Raw genomic sequence first — 18,134 nt, 5'->3', positions numbered from 1 at the left:
GCTTCAAGCGGCTTGGGTGCGGCGCAAAGCCCGGCTAGAGTTGCGGCTCACATGAGCGTGCTCCACCTCCTTGGAACGGCCGGCGAAGGCGGCGCGGAGACGTACTTCGTCGACCTGGTCTCAGGCCTGTCCCGCGCCGGCGTTCCCCAGGCCGCCGCCATCCGTCCCAACGCCAATCGCCAGGCCCGCCTGGCCGCCGCGGGCGTCCCAGTCGAGACCTTCCGATTCGGCGGTCCCATCGACCTGCTGACCAAGCCCAAGGTCGCCGGCTTCGCCCGGCGGCAGGGCGCCAAGCTGGCGCTCGCCTGGATGAACCGCGCCGCGCGCCACACGCCCAAGGGGCCCTGGGCGCGGATCGGCCGGCTCGGCGGCTACTATAATCTCAAATATTATCGCGGTTTCGACGAGCTGGTGGCCAATACCGAGGACATCGCCGAGTGGATCGTCGGCCAGGGCTGGCCGGCGGGCAAGGTGCGCTGCATCCCCAACTTCGCCGCCGTCCCCGCCGAGGCGCCCGCCGCCGACCGCGCCAGCCTCGCCACCCCCGCCGACGCCCCCCTGCTGCTCTCCATGGGCCGGCTGCACGAGGCCAAGGCCCACGACGTCACCCTCCAGGCCCTGACCGAGATTCCCGACGCCTTCCTGTGGATCGCCGGCGTGGGACCTCAGGAGGCCAAGCTGAAGGCCATGGCCGCGGCGCTCGGCGTCGCCGACCGGGTGCGGTTCCTGGGCTGGCGCACCGACGCCTCGGCCCTCTATCGCGCTGCCGATGTCTGCGTCTTCCCCTCCCGCTACGAGCCCCTGGGCAATGTGGTGATCCAGGCCTGGGCCCACGGCCTGCCGGTGGTGGCCGCCGCCAGCCAGGGCCCTGCCGCCCTGATCGCCGACGGGCAGGACGGTCTGCTGGTCCCGGTGGACGAGGCCGAGGCCCTGGCCGCCGCCATCGCGCGCCTGCTGGCCGACCCCATGCTGCGGATCCGCCTGGTGCAGAACGGCTCGGACCGCGTGGAGGCCGAGTTCTCCGAGGCCGCCGTCGTCGCCCAGTGGCGGTCGCTGTTTTCCGACTACGGAGCCGCCTGATGTGCGGCATAGCCGGGGTGCTGCACGGGTCGGCCTCCGCGCGCCCGATGATCGAGACCCTGACCCACCGCGGCCCCAACGGGGTGCGGACCGAGCAGGTGCGCGGCGGCTCGGTGGCCCATGCCCGCCTCTCCATCATCGACCTGGAGGGCGGCTGGCAACCCCTGCATGCGGCGGGCTGCACGGTCATCGGCAATGGCGAGATCTACAACTATCTGGAACTGACCGCCGAGTTCGGCCTGGAGGGCGAGCTCGCCACCGGCTCGGACTTCGAACCCCTGCTGCACCTCTACGCCAAGGAGGGGCCCGCCGCCTTCCAGCGCCTGCGGGGCATGTACGCCTTCTGCCTGATCGGCGCCGACGGCCGCACCTGGCTGGTGCGCGACCCCTTCGGCATCAAGCCGCTCTATGTGCTGGAGCAGGACGGGGCGGCCTATTTCGCCTCCGAACCCCGCGCCTTCGCCAGCCTGCTGGCGCCCGAGCTCAGCGAGGACCACGCCCGCGAACTGCTGGCCTTCAACTACACCCTGGGCGGCGAGACCATCTTCAAGGGCCTCAGGCGCCTGGCGCCCGGCGAGATTGTCGAGGTGATCGACGGGAAGTTGCAGGCGCCCACGCGGCGGCCCTTCCTCTCCGCCCCGCCGGCCCGCGCCGTAGGCGATGAGGCGACGCTGATCGACCAGCTCGACGCCGTGCTGGAGGACAGCGTCCGGGTCCATCAGCGCTCCGACGTGCCCTACGGCCTGTTCCTCTCCGGCGGGATCGACTCAGCCGCCATCGCCACCCTGATGTCGCGCCTGAACGCCCGGCCGGTCACCGCCTTCACCTGCGGCTTCGAGGCGCCGGGCGCCAAGGACGAGCGGGCCCAGGCCGAACGGGTGGCCAGGGCGCTGAACCTGGACTGGCGCGAGACCACCTTCGACGAGGCCGACTTCTGGCGGATCCTGCCCCAGGTGGCCTGGGCCCTGGACGACCCCACCGCCGACTACGCGACCCTGCCCACCTACAAGCTGGCCGAGGCCGCCAAGGGGACCCTGACCGTGGTGCTCACCGGCGAGGGCGGCGACGAGCTGTTCGGCGGCTATGGCCGCTATCGCAAGGCCCTGCGCCCCGCCTGGCTGGGGGGCCGTCCCGCCGAGCCCCGCCCCGACGACGCCCAGGCCCTCGAGCGCTGGCGGACCGAGGCCAGGCCGCCCCCCGGCCTCACCCGGCTGCAACAGGCGCAATGGGCCGACATCGCCACCTGGCTGCCGGGTGACCTGCTGCTGAAGCTGGACCGCTGCCTGATGGCCCACGGCCTGGAGGGCCGCACGCCGTTCCTGGACCCGAAGGTGGCCGACTTCGCCTTCCCCCTGCCCGACCGGTTCAAGGTGCGGGGGCGCTATGGCAAGTGGCTGGTGCGCAAGTGGCTGGAGCGAGTCTGCCCCGCCGCCGACCCCTGGGCCCGCAAGCAGGGCTTCACCGTCCCGGTCGACGCCTGGATCGCGCCGCGCGCCGCCGACCTCGCCGAACGGATCGGCAGGCTGGAGGCCGTGCGCCGGGTGCGGGCGCCGGAGGACGTGCGCGCGACCTTCACCCAGGGCGGCGCCGAGCGCTGGCCGCTGCTGTTCTTCGCCGTCTGGTCGCTCATCCACCTGGAGGGCGCGGCGCCCGACGACGCCCTGCGGCAGGTGGTCGGGACAATTTGATTATGGATTTCAAGGAGCTTCCTATGCGCCGCCTTCTCTTCACCGCCGCCGTCGCGGTCCTCGCCTCCGCCTGCGGCCCGACCCAGGCCGCCTCGGTGGAGACCCGTCCGCCCAACGCCCCCAATCTGACGCCGGCCTTCCCCAACCAGACCCGCGCCCCGGAGATCAAGGCCGGCGTCGAGTTCGAGGTGAAGACGGTCGCCGAGGGCCTGGCCAATCCCTGGGCCATCGCCTTCCTGCCCGATGGCAAGATGTTGGTGACCGAGCGGCCCGGCCGGCTGCGCATCGTCACCGCCGACGGCAAGTTGAGCGAGCCGGTCACCGGCCTACCCGCCGTCTACGCCAAGGGCCAGGGCGGCCTGCTGGGCCTGGCCATCGACCCGGCCTACGCCAAGAACGGCCTGATCTACTGGAGCTATGCCGAGAACCCCGAAGGCAAGATGACCAACACCGCCGTCGCCCGCGGCAAGCTGGTGATCGGGTCCGACGGCCAGGGCAGAATCGAGAACGCCCAGGTGATTTTCCACCAGGCGCCCTCACTGGAATCCACCCTGCACTATGGCGGCCGCCTGGTCTTCGCGCGCGACGGCAAGCTGTTCATCACGCTCGGCGAACGCTCCATCCTGCCGGGCCGCGTCCAGGCCGAGCGGCTCGACGGTCTGCTGGGCAAGGTGGTGCGGCTCAATTCGGACGGCAGTGTCCCGCAGGACAATCCCTTCGTGAAGACCCCCGGCGCCCGGCCCGAGATCTGGTCCATCGGCCATCGCAACGTCCAGGGCGCGGCGCTCAACCCCGCCACCGGCAAGCTCTGGACCGTCGAGCACGGGGCCCGCGGCGGCGATGAGCTGAACATTCCCCAGGCCGGCAAGGACTATGGCTGGCCCACCATCACCTACGGCATCGAGTACCAGGGCGGCCCCATCGGCGCCGGCATCTCGGCCAAGGACGGTCTGGAGCAGCCGGTCTATTACTGGGACCCGGTGATCGCCCCCTCCGGCCTGGCCTTCTATAACGCCGGCCTGTTCCCGAAGTGGAAGGGCAGCCTGTTCATCGGCGGCCTGGCCAGCACCTCGCTCACTCGGCTCACGCTCGACGGCGACAAGGTGGTGGGCGAGGAGCGCCTGCTCACCGAGCTGAAGGAACGCATCCGCGACGTGGTGGTCGGCCCCGACGGCGCCCTCTATCTCGCCACCGACAGCGCCGATGGCCGGATTTTGAAGCTGGTTCCGAAGGGGTAGGCGCTAACTCTTAACGTCATCCCGGGTCTCCCTGCGGTCGCCCGGGATGACGGAGGTGCTAAGCCGCCCGCGCCAGGTCATCCCGCGCTTCCGCGGCGATCTGGAAGGAGCGCAGGCGGGCGGTGTGGTCGAAGATTTGCGACGTCACCATCAGCTCGTCGGCACCGGTGCGCCCCACGAACTCCGCCAGCCCCATCCGCACCGTGTCCGGCGAGCCGATGATCGCCTGGGACAGGGCCGAGGCCAGGCCCGCCTGGGCCATGGGGTCGAGCCGCTCGCCATAGCCCTCCACGGGCGGCGGCAGGGGGCCGGGCTGGCCGGTGCGCAGGTTGACGAAGGCCTGCTGCAGGGAGGTGAACAGGAACCGCGCCTCGTCGTCGGTGGGCGCCGCCACCAGACTGATCCCCAGCATCACATAGGGGGCGTCGGCATAGGCCGAAGGCCGGAACTGGGCGCGATAGAGCGCGATGGCCTGCATCATCTGGGCGGGCGCGAAGTGGCTGGCGAAGGCGAAGGGCAGGCCAAGGGCCGCGGCCAGCTGCGCCCCGAACAGGCTCGACCCCAGGATCCAGACCGGCACGCGGGTCCCCTCGCCGGGCACGGCGCGAACCGCCTGGTTGGGCTGGGCCGGCTCGAAATAGTGCAGCAGCTCCAGGACGTCCTGCGGGAACTGGTCGACGTCGCCGGTGAGCGTCCGTCGCAGGGCGCGCGCGGTCAGCTGGTCGGTCCCCGGCGCGCGGCCGACGCCCAGGTCGATGCGGCCCGGATGCAGGGCCGCCAGCGTCCCGAACTGCTCGGCGATCACCAGGGGCGCGTGGTTGGGCAGCATGACGCCGCCGGCGCCGACCCGGATGGTGCTGGTGCCGGCCGCCACGTGGGCGATCACCACCGAGGTCGCGGCGCTCGCCACCCCGCGCATGTTGTGGTGCTCGGCCAGCCAGTAGCGGTTGTAGCCGAGGGCCTCGGCGTGGCGGGCGAGATCGAGCGTATTGCGCAGGGACTGGCCGGCGTCGCCGCCCTGCAAGATCGGCGATAGGTCGAGTACGGAAAGCGGGGTCATGGGCCCCATATGGGAAGCTTCGCGCCCGGCGTTAGAGCCCCAGCCGCGCGGCGACCTCTTCGCCGATGGCGAGCGAACTGGTCAGCCCCGGACTCTCGATGCCGAACAGGGTGACCAGGCCGGCCATGCCGTGCGTCTCCGGCCCGTCGATGCGGAAGTCCGGCTGCGGCTCGCCCGGACCATGCAGCTTGGGGCGGATGCCGGCATAGTCGGGACTCAGCGCCCCGTCCGGCAGGCCCGGCCAGAACTTGCGGATATAGGCGTAGAACTCGCCCGCCCGGCCCGGATCGACGCTGTAGTCCAGGGTCTCGACGAATTGCAGGTCGGGGCCGAACACCGCCTGGCCGCCGAGGTCGCGGCGATAGTGGGTGCCGAGCGCGCCAGGGATCGGCGGCGGATAGATCAGCCGGGCGAAGGGCGCCTTGCCGGTCAGTCGGAAATAGACCCCCTTGCCATAGTGGACCGGGGGGATGGTCGCCTTCGGGAAGCCCTCGATCTCCGCCGCCACCGCCTGGGCCGAAAGCCCCGGCGCGGTCACCAGCAGGCGGCAGGTGAAGGTGGTGGGCTCCGCGCCTCCGGCCCGCACCGACCAGCCGCCGCCGGCCAGCGGGCTCGCGCCCTCGAAGGGGGTGGAGGTCACCACCGCCCCGCCGGCCGCCTCGATCTCACCCTGCAGGGCCAGCATGTAGCCGTGGCTGTCGAAGACACCGCTCTGGGGGGAGACCAGAGCCTCCTCGCACGTCAGCTCGGGCTCCAGGGCCGCGACCTGGGCCTTGGAGAGCCGCGCCATGCCCTCGACGTCGTTGGCCGTGGCCTGGGCCAGGATGGCGTCCAGCCGCCCGACCTCCTCGGCAACCGTCGCCACCACCAGCTTGCCGCAGCGGTCATAGGCGATCTTGTGGCTGTCGCAGAAGGCGTAGAGCGCCCGGCGGCCCTGGACGCAGAGCTTCGCCTTCAGGGACCCGGTCGGATAGTAGAGCCCGCCGTGGATCACCTCGGAATTGCGCGCCGAGACCCCCTCGCCGATGATGGGGCCCACCTCCAGCACCGCGACCACCAGGCCGCGCCGGGAAAGCCCATATCCGCAGGCCAGGCCCACCGCGCCCGCGCCCACCACCACCGCATCGAAATCGAAATCCGCCATCAGCCGTGGGTAGCCGATGCGGCGCGTCAGGCCAAGCCAAGCCCGGCGCAATTAATATGACTAAAGACGCCCCGCCTTACCGCGGGGCGAAGATCATCCGGATGCTCTCGCGATAGAGCAGGACCTGGCCGGCGATGGCCTTGGGATCGTCCAGGGCCTTGGAGAGCATCAGGCCCGAGGAGGCGACGACGAACACGCCGTCGGCCAGGGCGGTCAGATCGATCTCGACATGGGGCGGATAGGCCGCCGCGATCTCCTGCAGCCAGGGCAGGAACAGGCCGCGCCAGGCCAGCAGCCCGTCGATGTTGCGCTGCCGCACCTCGCGGTCGAAGGCCTGGTCCTGGTAGGTGATGGTGGCGACGATGCAGCCGGGATGGGCGTCCAGCATCTCCTCCATCGCCTCGGCGAAGAGCTTGAGGAAGATCAGGAAGGCGTGCAGCGGATCGTCCGACAACTCCCGCGCCCGGGCGGCCAGGGCGGCCTGGAACAGGTCGTTCTCGGCCTGGTAGCGGCCCAGGATCTGGCGGGCCAGATCGTTCTTGTCGCGGAAATGGTAGAAGAACCCGCTCTTGGTGATGCCCGCGGCCTCCACCAGTTCCTCGATCGAGGTGGCGGCGAATCCTTTCCGGATCACCGCCTGATAGGCGACGTCCAGCAGGCGATTGCGTGTGCGCTCGCCCTTCGACATCGGTCCGGACCGCACCGTCGGTGCAGTTTTTCCGCCAACCTCGCCGTGCATCGCCTTCTTCCGCTCGCCAAACCCCGGATAACCGGCTCAGATAACAGGGAAATCCAACTCCCGGCAAAACCAACCGCGCGTCCGCTAGAGGCTTGCGACCGGAAAAACTAACCCTCTCCGCCCACATGTTAGGAGAAAACATATGCAACAACGTGACTTATCCGGAGCCATCCTGTCGGGCGCCAGCCCCGCCGCGGCCGAAAAATACCTGGCGGCCGTCGAGGCCTATCACTGCTTCGCCGGCGACGCCGGCGGCCTGCTGGAAGCCGCCATCGCCGACAGCCCGGCCTTCACCATGGCCCATGTGCTGAAGGCCTATCTCCACCTCGTGGGCTCCAACGCCGCGGCGGTGGCGGTGGGCGTGGAGGCGGCCACCACCGCCCTCGCCCTCCCGGCCACCGACCGCGAGCAGGGTCACCTGGCCGGTCTGCGCAAGATGCTGGCCGGGGAGTACCGGGCCGCGGGCCGCATCTTCGAGGACCTGACCATCGCCCATCCGAAGGACGCCCTTGGCCTCCAGGTCGGCCAGCTGATGGACTTCCTCACCGGCGACTCCCGCATGCTGCGCGACCGCATCGGCCGCGCGGCGCCCCAGTGGGACCAGGGCCGGCCCGACTATCACGCGGTCCTGGGCATGCTCGCCTTCGGCCTGGAGGAGACCGGCCACTATGACCGCGCCGAGGCCGCCGGCCGCCAGGCCGTGGCGCTGCAGCCGCGCAACGGCTGGGCCCAGCACGCCGTCGCCCACGTCCTGGAGATGCAGGACCGCCGCGCCGACGGGGTGACCTGGATGCGCGCCGACATCGACGCCTGGACCCGCGAGAGCTTCTTCGCCGTCCACAACTGGTGGCACCTGGCCCTGTTCCACCTGGGCCTGGGCGAGGTGGACGAGGTGCTCAAGCTCTATGACGGCCCGATCTGGGGCGCGAAGTCCGACATGTCCTTCGACATGGTGGACGCCTCGGCCCTGCTGTGGCGGCTGTCCCTGCGCGGCATGGATCTCGGAAACCGCTGGAACGAGCTGGCCGACGTCTACGAGGCCCGCGCCGGGACCCTGGGCGCCTACGCCTTCGACGACACTCACGCCATGCTGGCCTTCGTGGGCGCCGGACGCAGCGACGCGGCCCGGGACCTGCTGGCGATCCAGCAGGCGGCGCTCAAGGGCGCCGGCGACAACGCCAGCTTCGCCGGCGAGGTCGGTCTGCCGGTGATGGAGGGTCTGGTGGCCTTCGGGGCCGGGGACTATGGCCGGGCGGTCGAGCGCCTGCGGGATGTCCGCAACCGCTCCGCGCGGTTCGGCGGCAGCCACGCCCAGCGCGACCTCCTCGACCTGACCCTGATCGAGGCGGCCACCCGCAACAAGGACCACGACCTTCGGCGCGCCCTGATCGCCGAGCGCGCCGTGGCCCTCCCCGCGGGCGAGAAGGCCGGCGCCCTGGGCCGGGCGGCCTAAGAGGCTCGGGGCTGGGTGCTCGCCTTCGGGTGAGGACCTGGCCCCACTGCCCCCAGAGCACCGCTTCCTGCGCCTTAGCGGTTGTGATCGACGCGTGTGGCCATAGCCGCGGCCAAGTGCTGGCCGGTTGATTTCGGCCCAAGCTGAGCCCCCGGCGCGCCGTTCAGGATCGAGATGGATGCATTGGCTGTTGCGTTATGTGATCGCGGTTGCGGTCACCTTCGCCTGTCTGGCCGCGCTTGTTCTGCCCCACAGTTCCGAACTTCGCGCCGATTTTGCGCGGGGCGCCGTCCTGTCGCAGGGTGTCGTCACGGCGCTAAGATGCGATCAGCATGCGACGCTGGAATATGCCTATTCACATGCAGGCCGGACCTATTCGAACGCCGATCTAAGTCCGGACGATTGCTCGACCTATCATGTCGGCCAACCGCTTGTGGTCTGGCAGGCTCGCGAACACCCGGAGCGCAGCCTTCTCTCGAACCCGCGCGATCGATTCGCCAATGACCTCGGAGCCCTGCTCTTCGGCGCATTCCTATTTCCAGCCCTCATGATGGCGGTCGCGCGCTTCCGAGAGCGGTGGCGGCCCTAGGCCGCGCCCCATTGCCCCCAGAGCGCCGCTTCCTGCGCCTTAGCCGTTGTGATCGACGCGTCCTTGATGTGGCCATAGCCGCGGATCTGCTGCGGGATCTGGGCGATCTGGACGGCCAGCGGCGCCTTCTCCGCCGTGAGGCCCGCCAGCAGCCTGTCGAGGCCGGCCTCGTACTCGGCGATCAGCCGCCGCTCCATCTTCCGCTCCTCGCTGTAGCCGAAGAGATCGAGCGCCGTGCCGCGCAGGCCCTTCAGCCGGGCCAGCACCGGGAAGCCGTAGTCCAGCATCCAGCCGCCGAAGGCGATCTTCTTCGGCCGGCCCTCGGAGTCCCTCGGCGCGATGATCGGCGGGGCCAGCCAGACCTTGGCCTTGCCGCCCTTGAAGGTCCCGTTCTTCTCGGCCTCGAAGCGGCCGTCGGAATAGAGCCGGGCCACCTCGTACTCGTCCTTGTAGGCCATCAGCTTGTAGAGGTTCACCGCCACCGAGCGGGTCAGGACCTCGGAGCCGAAGATGGCCTCGGCCTTGGCCACCTGCTCCACCCGGTCGAGATAGCGCCTGGCATAGGCTTGGTTCTGGTAGGCGGTGAGCTCCCGGGCGCGGTGGGCGATCAGCTCGGCCAGCGGCATGGTCTCCGGGGTCGGGACATCGGCCTCGGCCTTGCCCCGCTCGGCCGGATCGTGGGCCACACGGCGGCCCAGCTCGAAGGCCTGCAGATTGGCCTCGGCCTGGACGCCGTTCAGACGGATGGCGCGATAGACCGCCCGGCTGGAGATCGGGATCAACCCCTTCTGCCAGGCGAAGCCCACCATGATCATGTTGGCGAAGATGGCGTCGCCGAAGTGGGTCTCGGCCAGGTGGTGGGCCGGGCACTCGTCGTAGGACTGGGTGGCCGCCGCGATCCGGCGGGCCATGCTGCCGGCGTCGAAGCGCACGTCGCGGTCGGTGACGAAGTCGGCGGTGGGGGCGAAGTCCTCGTTGCCGCAGGCCACGGTGCGGTCCTTGGCGTAGAGGGAGAGCGCGTCGGGCCCCGCCGCCGAGAGGATGTCGCAGGCGATCAGGACGTGGGCCGAGGCGGCGGGCACACGCCCCCCCACCACGGTGTCTTCCTCCTGGCCGATGCGGACGTGGGAGAAGACCGCCCCGCCCTTCTGGGCCAGGCCCGTCATGTCCACCACCGAGGCGGCGCGGCCGTCGACGTGGGCGGCCATGGCCAGGATCGAGGCGACGGTGGTGACCCCCGTCCCGCCGATGCCGGTGAAGACGATGTTCTTCACCCCCTCCAGCGGCGCGAAGGTCGGGAGCGGCGTGGACTCGGCGGTGAGCGCCGGTAGGGCCTTGGCCTGAGCGTTCTCGCCACCCTCGATGGTGACGAAGGAGGGGCAGAAGCCGTCGAGGCAGGAATAGTCGGTGTTGCAGCTGGACTGGTTGATCTTCCGCTTGCGGCCGAACTCGGTGTTCAGCGGCTCGACGGAGACGCAGTTGGAGACCTTGGAGCAGTCGCCGCAGCCCTCGCAGACCAGGGGGTTGATGAAGACCCGCTTGGTGGCGGTCTCCATCGCGCCGCGCTTGCGCCGCCGGCGCTTCTCGGTGGCGCAGACCTGGTCATAGAGCAGGACCGTGGTGCCGGGGGTCTCCCGCAGCATCCGCTGCACGGCCATCAGCTCGCTGCGCGGCTTGACCTCGACCCCCGGCGCCAGGTCGGTGACGTGGGCGTAGCGGTCGACATCGTCGGCCACGATCACGGTCTTGGAGATGCCCTCCGAGGCCAGCTGCCGGGTGATCTGGGCCGGGGTGAAGCCGCTCTCGGCAGCTTGCCCGCCGGTCATGGCGACGGCGTCGTTGAACAGCAGCTTGTAGGTGATGTGCGACTTGGCCGCGATCGAGGCGCGGATGGCCAGCGAGCCGGAGTGGTTGTAGGTCCCGTCCCCCAGGTTGGCGAAGACATGGCTCTCGGTGGTGAAGGGCGACGCCCCCACCCAGGTCAGCCCCTCCCCGCCCATGTGGCTGTTCAGGTCGGTCTGGGGATCGGAGAAGCTGGCCATGTAGTGGCAACCGATGCCGGCCAGGGCTCGCGATCCCTCGGGAAGTCGGGTCGAGGTGTTGTGCGGACAGCCCGAGCAGAAGAACGGCTTGCGCTGCTGCTCCGCCGCCAGGGTGACGGCGGCCATGGAGGCGGCCGAGACGCGGGAAAGGTAGTCGTGCACCCGGTCCATGTGCGGTCCGGGCGGCAGCCGGTCGGCGATGGCCAGCGCCACCTCGGCCACCGACAGCGAACCCAGCTCCGACAGCAGGGGATGACCCACCTCGTCGGTCTTGCCGATGATCCTGGGCCGCGCGTGGGCGGGCAGGTCATAGAGGGCGGCCCGGGCCTGAGTCTCGATCAGCGGGCGCTTGTGCTCGATCACCATCAGGGTCTCGAGGCCGGCGGCGAAGGCCTTCAGCCCCTGGGGCTCCAGGGGCCAGGGCATGCCGACCTTGTAGATGGAGACCCCGAGGGCCGCGGCCTCCTCCAGGCTGATGCGCATGGCCGCGAAGGCCTCGATCACGTCCTTGTAGGCCTGGCCCGAACAGACGATGCCCAGGCGCGGACGGGCGGCGGGCAGCACCACGCGGTCGATCTTGTTGGCCCGCGCGAAGGCGAGCGCGGCGGGGATCTTCTGGGTCCGGAGCCGGCGCTCCTTGTCCAGCGGCTGGTCCTTCAGCCGGATGCCCAGGCCGCCCGAGGGCATGGCGAAGGTGGCGGGCAGGACGAATTTGTGGCGCGCCAGATCGACGTCGATGGTGACGCCGGAGTCCATGGTGTCGGCCAGCGCGATCAGGCCCACCCACAGGCCGGAATAGCGCGACATGGCGTAGCCCAGCAGGCCGTAGTCCAGCACCTCCTGCACGTCGGCCGGCGACAGCACCGGCATCTCGCAGTCCTGGAAGGCGAATTCCGACTGCGACGGCAGGGTCGACGACTTGCAGGTGTGGTCGTCCCCGGCCACGGCCAGGACGCCGCCCTTGGGGAAGGTCCCCGCGAAATTGGCGTGCTTGAAGGCGTCGCCGGTGCGGTCGACCCCCGGGGCCTTGCCGTACCACATGCCGTAGACCCCATCGAACTTCGCGCCGGGGAACAGATTGGCCTGCTGGCTGCCCCAGACGGCGGTGGCCGCCAGGTCTTCGTTGAGACCTTCCTTGAAGACCACCTCGCAGGCTTCCAGGTGTTTCCTGGCCCGCGTCGCCTGCTGGTCGAGGCCGCCCAGGGGGGAGCCGCGATAGCCTGACAGGAATCCCGCCGTGTTGAGGCCCGCCTGCTGGTCCAGGCGCCTTTGATCCATCAGGACTCGCAACAAGGCCTGCACGCCGGTGATGAAGACCCGGCCTTGGCTGAGCAGAAATTTGTCGTCGAGCGTCACATCCTGGTGCCGCATCGCAATTTCTTTCCTTTTGGGTTCCCTAACGAGGTTAGAAGATCATATAAGTGCGCCGCAATTGCTTGCTAAAGGCGTGCCCCTAGCAAGCGGTTCCGGGGCACGAATGAGGCCCATAAGCGCCAAGTGTGGGAGGAAAACTTGTCCGAGGCCCTCGACGCCGTCGATGCTAAGATTCTGGATCTCATCCAACATGACGCCGGATTGTCCGTCGCCGAGATCGCCGAGCGGGTCGGATTGTCCTCCAGCCCCTGCTGGCGCCGCATCAAGCGCCTGGAGGATTCGGGCATCATCCAGCGCCGGGTGACCATCCTGGACCGCGAGCTGCTGGGCCTGGGCTTCGAGGTCTACTGCACCGTCAAGCTCAGCCTGCCCACCAAGGACAACCTCAACGACTTCGAGCAGGCCATCACCAAGCTGGCCGAGGTGGTGCAGTGCGCCACCGTCACCGGCTCGGCCGACTACGAGCTGCGGATCGTGACCCGGGACATGCACGCCTTCGACGACTTCCTGCGTGACAAGATCCTGTCCCTGGGCTTGGTGTCCAACATCGAGAGCCGGATCGTCATCCGCTCGGTGAAGAACACCACCGCCGCGCCGCTCGGCCTCGTCAGCCCCTATGTGAGCGCCCACAGCTAAGAGTTCTCCCGTGATCGATCTGGTCATCGAACAACGCCGCAAGGACCTTGGTGGGTTCGAGGTCGGCCGCGTCCTGCCCTTCCACGCGCACCGGATGGTCGGGCCCTTCATCTTCTTCGACCACATGGGCCCGGCCCAGTTCGCGGCCGGCTTCTCCCGCGACGTCGACGTCCGCCCCCACCCCCACATCGGCCTCTCGACGGTGAGCTACCTGTTCGAGGGCGAGATGACCCACCGGGACTCCGTGGGCGCGGTCCAGGCGGTGAGGCCCGGCGAGGTCAACTGGATGACCGCCGGCCGCGGCATCACCCACTCCGAGCGCTTCGAGACCCTGCGCGCCCACGGCGGCCGCCTGCACGGCATCCAGACCTGGGTCGCCCTGCCCGACGGCCAGGAGGAGATCGATCCGGCCTTCTACCACCACGACGCCGCCGACCTGCCGACCTACGAAGAGAACGGCATGTGGGCCCGGCTGATCGTCGGCAAGGCCTTCGGCGCGCAGGCCAAGGTCAAGACCCAATCGCCGATGTTCTATGTCCACTGGGCCCTGCAGGCCGGCGCAAAGGCGCAGTTGCCCGCCGAGTATCCCGAGCGCGCGGCCTATGTGGCCCAGGGCTCGGTCGAGGTGGAGGGCCAGACCTTCCGCGAAGGCCAGATGATCGTCTTCAAGCCGGGCGAGCCGGTGCTGTTCACCGCCGTGACGCCGGCGATCGTCATGCTGCTGGGGGGCGAGCCGGTCGGGCCGCGCTTCATCGAGTGGAACTTCGTCTCCTCGTCCCAGGAGCGCATCGAGCAGGCCAAGGCCGACTGGCGCGCCGGCCGCATGAAGCTGCCCGACGCCGACGACCAGGAGTTCATCCCCCTGCCCGAGCCGAGCCCGCCCGCCAACCCGATGAGCTAGGCGGCCAGCGCCTTGCGCGTCTGGTTCCAGTACTGCCAGCCGGTGATCAGGGTCACGAGGGCCGCGACCCACAGGGTGGTATGGGCGAACAGGGTCACCGGCTCACGGATGGCCGGATCGGCCGGAAGCTGGAAGGCCCCCCAGGAGGCCACCAGAAGCTCGGCGCCCAGGCCCACCAGCTGCAGGGTGGTCTTCCACTTGGCCAGCATCGTCACCGGCAGCTTGATCCCCTTGCCGGCGCCGACCTCGCGCAGGGCGCTGACGGTGAATTCGCGGAACAGGATCAGGCCCACCGGCAGCACCACCGCCGGCTGGGCGCCGAGCGCCATCAGGCCCAGCACTGCGCCCGCCACCAGCACCTTGTCGCCGATGGGATCGAGGATCGCGCCCCAGACCGTCACGGCGTCCAGCTTGCGGGCCAGCCAGCCGTCGAAATAGTCGGTGATCGCGGCGATGACGAAGGCCCAGAAGGCGAAGCGCTGCAGGGCGAACTGCACCTCGGGCGTCAGGCGTTCGCTCACATAGGGCACGCCCCCCGCCGCCGCGGCCAGGGCCACGAACATCAGGACGGTGAGGACCAGGCGGCCGGCGGACAGGATATTGGGAAGGGACTTCATGATTCCAGTCTAACGCCTCAGCTCCGGGAGAGTCGCAGTGCAGCTTACATCGGTGCGCCGCGAAGGGCTTGGGCCTCCGCGCGGATGCGGATGGTCAGGACGATGGCGTTCAGGATCGTGAACAGGACGGCGAACTCCGGCAGGCCGAAGGCCAGGGGCAGGACCGCGATCTCGCCCACCACCACCACATAGTTGGGATGCGAGAGATGCCGATAGGGGCCGCGGCGGACCAGGGGCGCGTCCGGCAGGATGATGATCCGTGTCGTCCAGCGTTCGCCCAGGCTGGCGATCACCCAGATGCGCAGAGCCTGAAGGACCAGGAAGACCAGCAGCCAGCCGACCTGGGCCGGCTTGTCCCAGGCCAGCAGCCAGAGCCCCGCCAGCCAGGCGGCATGCATGGCCACCACCACGGGATAATGACCCGCCCCCACCTCCTCTGCGCCCCGCGCCTTCAGGCGGGCGGTGTTGCGGTGGGCCAGCACCAGCTCGCCCAGCCGCTGCAAGGTCACCAGGGTCAGGACGAGGATCGACAGGGTCATGCCGCGAGCGTCACCGTGCTGGCGGTGAAGCCGGGGCCAAGCGAGGTCACCACGGAGCGCCTGGGCAGGCCCGCCTTCCGCGCGCGATCCAGCACGTAGAGAACCGTGGGGGCCGACATGTTGCCATGATCGGCCAGCACCCCCCGCTCGTGGTCCAGGGCGCCTTGCCCGAGGTCCAGGCAGGATTCCAGCGCCTCCACCACCTTGGTCCCGCCGGGATGGCAGATGAATCGGTCGACGTCCTCAACCGCGAAGTCCTGGCGGGCCAGCATCTCGTCCATGGCCGGGCGCAGATTGGCCTGGGCGAAGGGCGGAATGGCGCGGTCGAAGATCACCCCAAACCCGGTGGGGTCGACCTTCCAGCCCATGATCTCCAGGGTGTCGGGCCAAGTGTGTTCCGCCGTGCCGGTAAGCGTGGCGAAGCCCGCCTCCCCGGCGCGGAGCACGCAGGCCGCCGCGCCGTCGCCGAACAGGGCGGTGGCCACGATGTTGGCTTTGGTCAGCTCGTCGGTCCGGAAGGCGAGCGAACAGGTCTCCACGGCGACCACCAGAACCACGGCGCCCGGGCTTGACGCGGCGAGCCGCGAGCCGAGCGCCAGGCCGCTGGCCCCGCCGGCGCAGCCCAGGCCGAACACCGGGATGCGCACGGCGTCGGGGCGGAACCCCATCGCGCCCATGGCCCGGGCCTCGAGGCTGGGGGTGGCGATGCCGGTGGAGGAGACGGTGAGGATGATGTCGACCTCGCCGCCCGTCAGGCCCGCCTCGTCCAGGGCCGTCGTGGCGGCCTGCACGAACAGGTCGGTCGCCCCCTGCAGATAGGCCTGCGTCCGCTCGGGCCAGCCGCGCGGCTCGAGATACCAATCCACGGGTCGGACCAGGTGGCGCATGCGGATGCCGGTGCTGGCGAAGACCGGCGCCATGCGGTCGAAGCCCGCGAAGCGTTCGCCGAACAGGCGGCGCGCGACCTCCAGGGCCTGGCCCTGTGGCAGCTCGTGGGGCGGGATCGCGGTCGCGACGGACAGCAGGCGCACGGGGATGGACATGGGAGACGAACCCCCGCCGATACTCGCAGTTCCTCAACCGCCCGCCGATCGTCGATTGGCGGGGTCTAGGCCTTGCGGAAGAAGTCGAAGATCCGCTGGGCCAGGGGTTCGCTGACCCCCTCCACCTTCATGATGTCCTCCACCGAGGCTCTGGAGACCCCGCGGGCCGAGCCGAAGGCGTGCAGCAGGGCGCGCTTGCGGCCCGGGCCCACGCCCTCGATCTCGTCGAGGGGGTTCTTCTTCATGTCGATGGACCGCTTGATGCGGTGGGTGCCGATGGCGAAGCGGTGGGCCTCGTCCCGCAGCCGTTGCAGATAATAGAGAACCGGCGACTTGGGCTCGAGCATGAATTGCGGCTTGCCGGCCACGTGGAAGCGCTCCAGCCCCGCGTCGCGGTCAGGGCCCTTGGCGACCCCCACCACCGGGATGTCGTCCACCCCCAGGTCGGCCATGACCTCCATCACCGCCGAGATCTGGCCGGCGCCGCCGTCGATCAGCACCAGGTCGGGGCGGGGGCTGGAGGCCTCGCCGGACTCCTCCTCCTTGACCATGCGGCCGAAGCGCCGGCGCAGGACCTCCTTCATCATCCCGAAGTCGTCGCCGGGGGTGAGCTCGGTCCCCTTGATGTTGAACTTGCGGTACTGGTTCTTCTGGAAGCCGTCGGGCCCGGCCACGATCATGCCGCCGACGGCGTTGGTCCCCATGATGTGGCTGTTGTCGTAGACCTCGATCCGCTCGGGGGGCGCCTCCAGGCCGAAGGCCTCGGCCACCCCGGCCAGCAGCTTCCCCTGGGCCGAGCTCTCGCTCATCTTCCGCCCCAGCGCCTCGCGGGCGTTGGTCAGGGCGTGGTCGACGAGCCCCTTCTTCTCGCCCTTCTGCGGCCGGCTGATCTCCACCTTGCGGCCGGCCTTGAGGGTGAAGGCCTCGTTCAGCAGCTCGCGCTCGGCGGGCTCCACATTGGTCAGGATCAGGCGCGGGATCGGCTTGTCGTCATAGAACTGGCCCAGGAAGGCGCCCATGATGTCGACGTCCTCGTCGGACTTGTCGACCCGGGGGAAATAGGCCCGGTTGCCCCAGTTCTGGCCGGCCCGGAAGAAGAACACCTGGACGCAGGCCTGCCCGCCCTCCGCGAACAGGGCGAAGACGTCGGCCTCCTCCAGGGTCTCGGGATTGATCTGCTGCTCCTGGGCCACCGAGGCCAGGGCCCGGATGCGGTCGCGCAGGCGGGCGGCGCGCTCGAACTCCATGTCGTCGGAGGCGGCCTGCATCTCGTCGGACATCCTGGAGATCACCGCCCGGCTCTTGCCGCGCAGGAAGGCCTCGGCCTGCTCCACGAGGGCCGCGTAGTCCTCCAGGCTCACCAGCCCGGTGCAGGGGGCGGCGCAGCGCTTGATCTGGTGCAGCATGCAGGGCCGGGTTCGGCTCTCATAGACGCTGTCGGAGCACGACCGCAGCAGGAAGGCCTTCTGCAGGGTGTTCAGCGTGCGGTTCACCGCCCAGGCGCTGGCGAAGGGCCCGAAATAGTCGCCCTTGATGGTGTGGGCGCCGCGGTGCTTGCGCAGCTGGGCGGCCGGGTGCTCCCGGCGGATGACGATCTCGGGGAAGCTCTTGTCGTCCCGCAGCAGCACGTTGAAGCGCGGCTTCAGCTGCTTGATCAGGTTGATCTCGAGGAACAGGGCGTCGGTCTCGGTGCGGACCGTGACGAACTCCATGGACCTCGTCAGGTCCACCATCAGGGCGATGCGCTGGGTGTGGAAGCGCCCTTGCGCGTACTGCAGCACCCGCTTCTTCAGGGACTTGGCCTTGCCCACATAGAGGACCTCGCCGTCCTCCCCCATCATGCGATAGACCCCCGGGGCGTCCGGCAGGCGTCTCACCTCATCCTTGATCAGGGCCGCGCCCTTCAGGGGCGCCAGGGTCACGTCCGTGGGCATGCCGCAGATATAGGCGAGTCCGGCGCGTTGCGCAGCGGCGGCGCGACCTTTCGTCAG

Annotated in this window: 15 protein-coding genes; 7 read left to right on the top strand and 8 right to left on the bottom strand. The window is 69.7% G+C overall.

Annotation, left to right across the window (positions count from 1 at the left end; genetic code table 11):
- The first annotated feature begins 51 nt into the window (after positions 1-51).
- From ACO06I_RS22670 to ACO06I_RS22660, 3 genes are read left to right on the top strand one after another with little or no spacing between them, the layout of a single operon-like run.
- On the top strand, positions 52-1,080 hold the full coding sequence (locus tag ACO06I_RS22670) for a glycosyltransferase (RefSeq protein WP_421934885.1): 1,029 nt from the start codon (positions 52-54) through the stop codon (positions 1,078-1,080).
- Positions 1,080-2,768, top strand: coding sequence for an asparagine synthase (glutamine-hydrolyzing) (asnB, locus tag ACO06I_RS22665; protein ID WP_421934884.1), 1,689 nt, complete (start codon positions 1,080-1,082; stop codon positions 2,766-2,768). The genes ACO06I_RS22670 and asnB overlap by 1 nt, the downstream gene beginning before the upstream one ends.
- 23 nt (positions 2,769-2,791) lie before the next feature.
- A complete protein-coding gene (locus tag ACO06I_RS22660) occupies positions 2,792-4,006 on the top strand; it encodes a PQQ-dependent sugar dehydrogenase (RefSeq protein WP_421934883.1) in 1,215 nt (404 codons plus the stop codon).
- Positions 4,007-4,064: 58 nt separating this feature from the next.
- Here ACO06I_RS22660 and ACO06I_RS22655 read toward each other — a convergent pair whose 3' ends face one another.
- From ACO06I_RS22655 to ACO06I_RS22645, 3 genes are all read right to left on the bottom strand, one after another.
- On the bottom strand, positions 4,065-5,066 hold the full coding sequence (locus tag ACO06I_RS22655; RefSeq protein WP_421934882.1) for an LLM class flavin-dependent oxidoreductase: 1,002 nt from the start codon (positions 5,064-5,066) through the stop codon (positions 4,065-4,067).
- A gap of 31 nt (positions 5,067-5,097) precedes the next feature.
- Positions 5,098-6,210, bottom strand: coding sequence for an NAD(P)/FAD-dependent oxidoreductase (locus tag ACO06I_RS22650; RefSeq protein WP_421934881.1), 1,113 nt, complete (start codon positions 6,208-6,210; stop codon positions 5,098-5,100).
- A 76-nt stretch (positions 6,211-6,286) separates the two neighbouring features.
- Positions 6,287-6,898: a TetR/AcrR family transcriptional regulator gene (locus ACO06I_RS22645; RefSeq protein WP_421934880.1), complete on the bottom strand. Its 612-nt coding sequence runs from the start codon at positions 6,896-6,898 to the stop codon at positions 6,287-6,289.
- Positions 6,899-7,091: 193 nt separating this feature from the next.
- On the opposite strand from ACO06I_RS22645, the gene ACO06I_RS22640 reads away from it, so the two are divergent.
- Both ACO06I_RS22640 and ACO06I_RS22635 read left to right on the top strand, forming a co-directional pair.
- Positions 7,092-8,402, top strand: coding sequence for a tetratricopeptide repeat protein (locus tag ACO06I_RS22640; RefSeq protein ID WP_421934879.1), 1,311 nt, complete (start codon positions 7,092-7,094; stop codon positions 8,400-8,402).
- Positions 8,403-8,580: 178 nt separating this feature from the next.
- The gene (locus tag ACO06I_RS22635) at positions 8,581-8,991 is read left to right on the top strand and encodes a hypothetical protein (RefSeq protein WP_421934878.1); all 411 of its coding nucleotides are present in this window, start codon (positions 8,581-8,583) and stop codon (positions 8,989-8,991) included.
- Here ACO06I_RS22635 and ACO06I_RS22630 read toward each other — a convergent pair.
- Positions 8,988-12,404 carry an indolepyruvate ferredoxin oxidoreductase family protein gene (locus ACO06I_RS22630; protein WP_421934877.1) on the bottom strand — a complete coding sequence of 1,139 codons (3,417 nt, stop codon included), beginning with the start codon at positions 12,402-12,404 and terminating at the stop codon, positions 8,988-8,990. The genes ACO06I_RS22635 and ACO06I_RS22630 overlap by 4 nt on opposite strands.
- A gap of 141 nt (positions 12,405-12,545) precedes the next feature.
- Between ACO06I_RS22630 and ACO06I_RS22625 the strand changes: the two genes are divergently transcribed.
- The gene (locus ACO06I_RS22625; protein ID WP_421934876.1) at positions 12,546-13,043 is read left to right on the top strand and encodes an Lrp/AsnC family transcriptional regulator; all 498 of its coding nucleotides are present in this window, start codon (positions 12,546-12,548) and stop codon (positions 13,041-13,043) included.
- Positions 13,044-13,053: 10 nt separating this feature from the next.
- Positions 13,054-13,944, top strand: a complete 891-nt coding sequence (locus ACO06I_RS22620; RefSeq protein WP_421934875.1) for a pirin family protein — start codon at positions 13,054-13,056, stop codon at positions 13,942-13,944.
- On the opposite strand, the gene pgsA is transcribed toward ACO06I_RS22620, so the two are convergent.
- The 4 genes from pgsA to uvrC form a co-directional block, all read right to left on the bottom strand.
- Positions 13,941-14,561, bottom strand: coding sequence for a CDP-diacylglycerol--glycerol-3-phosphate 3-phosphatidyltransferase (gene pgsA, locus ACO06I_RS22615; protein WP_421934874.1), 621 nt, complete (start codon positions 14,559-14,561; stop codon positions 13,941-13,943). The two genes, ACO06I_RS22620 and pgsA, sit on opposite strands and share 4 nt — an antisense overlap.
- A gap of 44 nt (positions 14,562-14,605) precedes the next feature.
- Positions 14,606-15,100: an isoprenylcysteine carboxyl methyltransferase family protein gene (locus tag ACO06I_RS22610; RefSeq protein ID WP_421934873.1), complete on the bottom strand. Its 495-nt coding sequence runs from the start codon at positions 15,098-15,100 to the stop codon at positions 14,606-14,608.
- Complete coding sequence (locus ACO06I_RS22605) at positions 15,097-16,143, bottom strand: type III polyketide synthase (RefSeq protein ID WP_421934872.1); 1,047 nt, start codon at positions 16,141-16,143, stop codon at positions 15,097-15,099. The genes ACO06I_RS22610 and ACO06I_RS22605 overlap by 4 nt, the downstream gene beginning before the upstream one ends.
- Positions 16,144-16,208: 65 nt before the next feature.
- Positions 16,209-18,077: an excinuclease ABC subunit UvrC gene (uvrC, locus tag ACO06I_RS22600; protein ID WP_421934871.1), complete on the bottom strand. Its 1,869-nt coding sequence runs from the start codon at positions 18,075-18,077 to the stop codon at positions 16,209-16,211.
- Between the last annotated feature and the right edge of the window lie 57 nt (positions 18,078-18,134).

The sequence above is a fragment of the Phenylobacterium sp. genome, from assembly GCF_965229015.1.
In the GTDB taxonomy this organism is placed as follows: Bacteria; Pseudomonadota; Alphaproteobacteria; order Caulobacterales; family Caulobacteraceae; genus Phenylobacterium.
The sequence above is the reverse complement of the archived record's forward strand: the minus strand, read 5'-3'. Positions and strand labels throughout refer to the sequence as shown.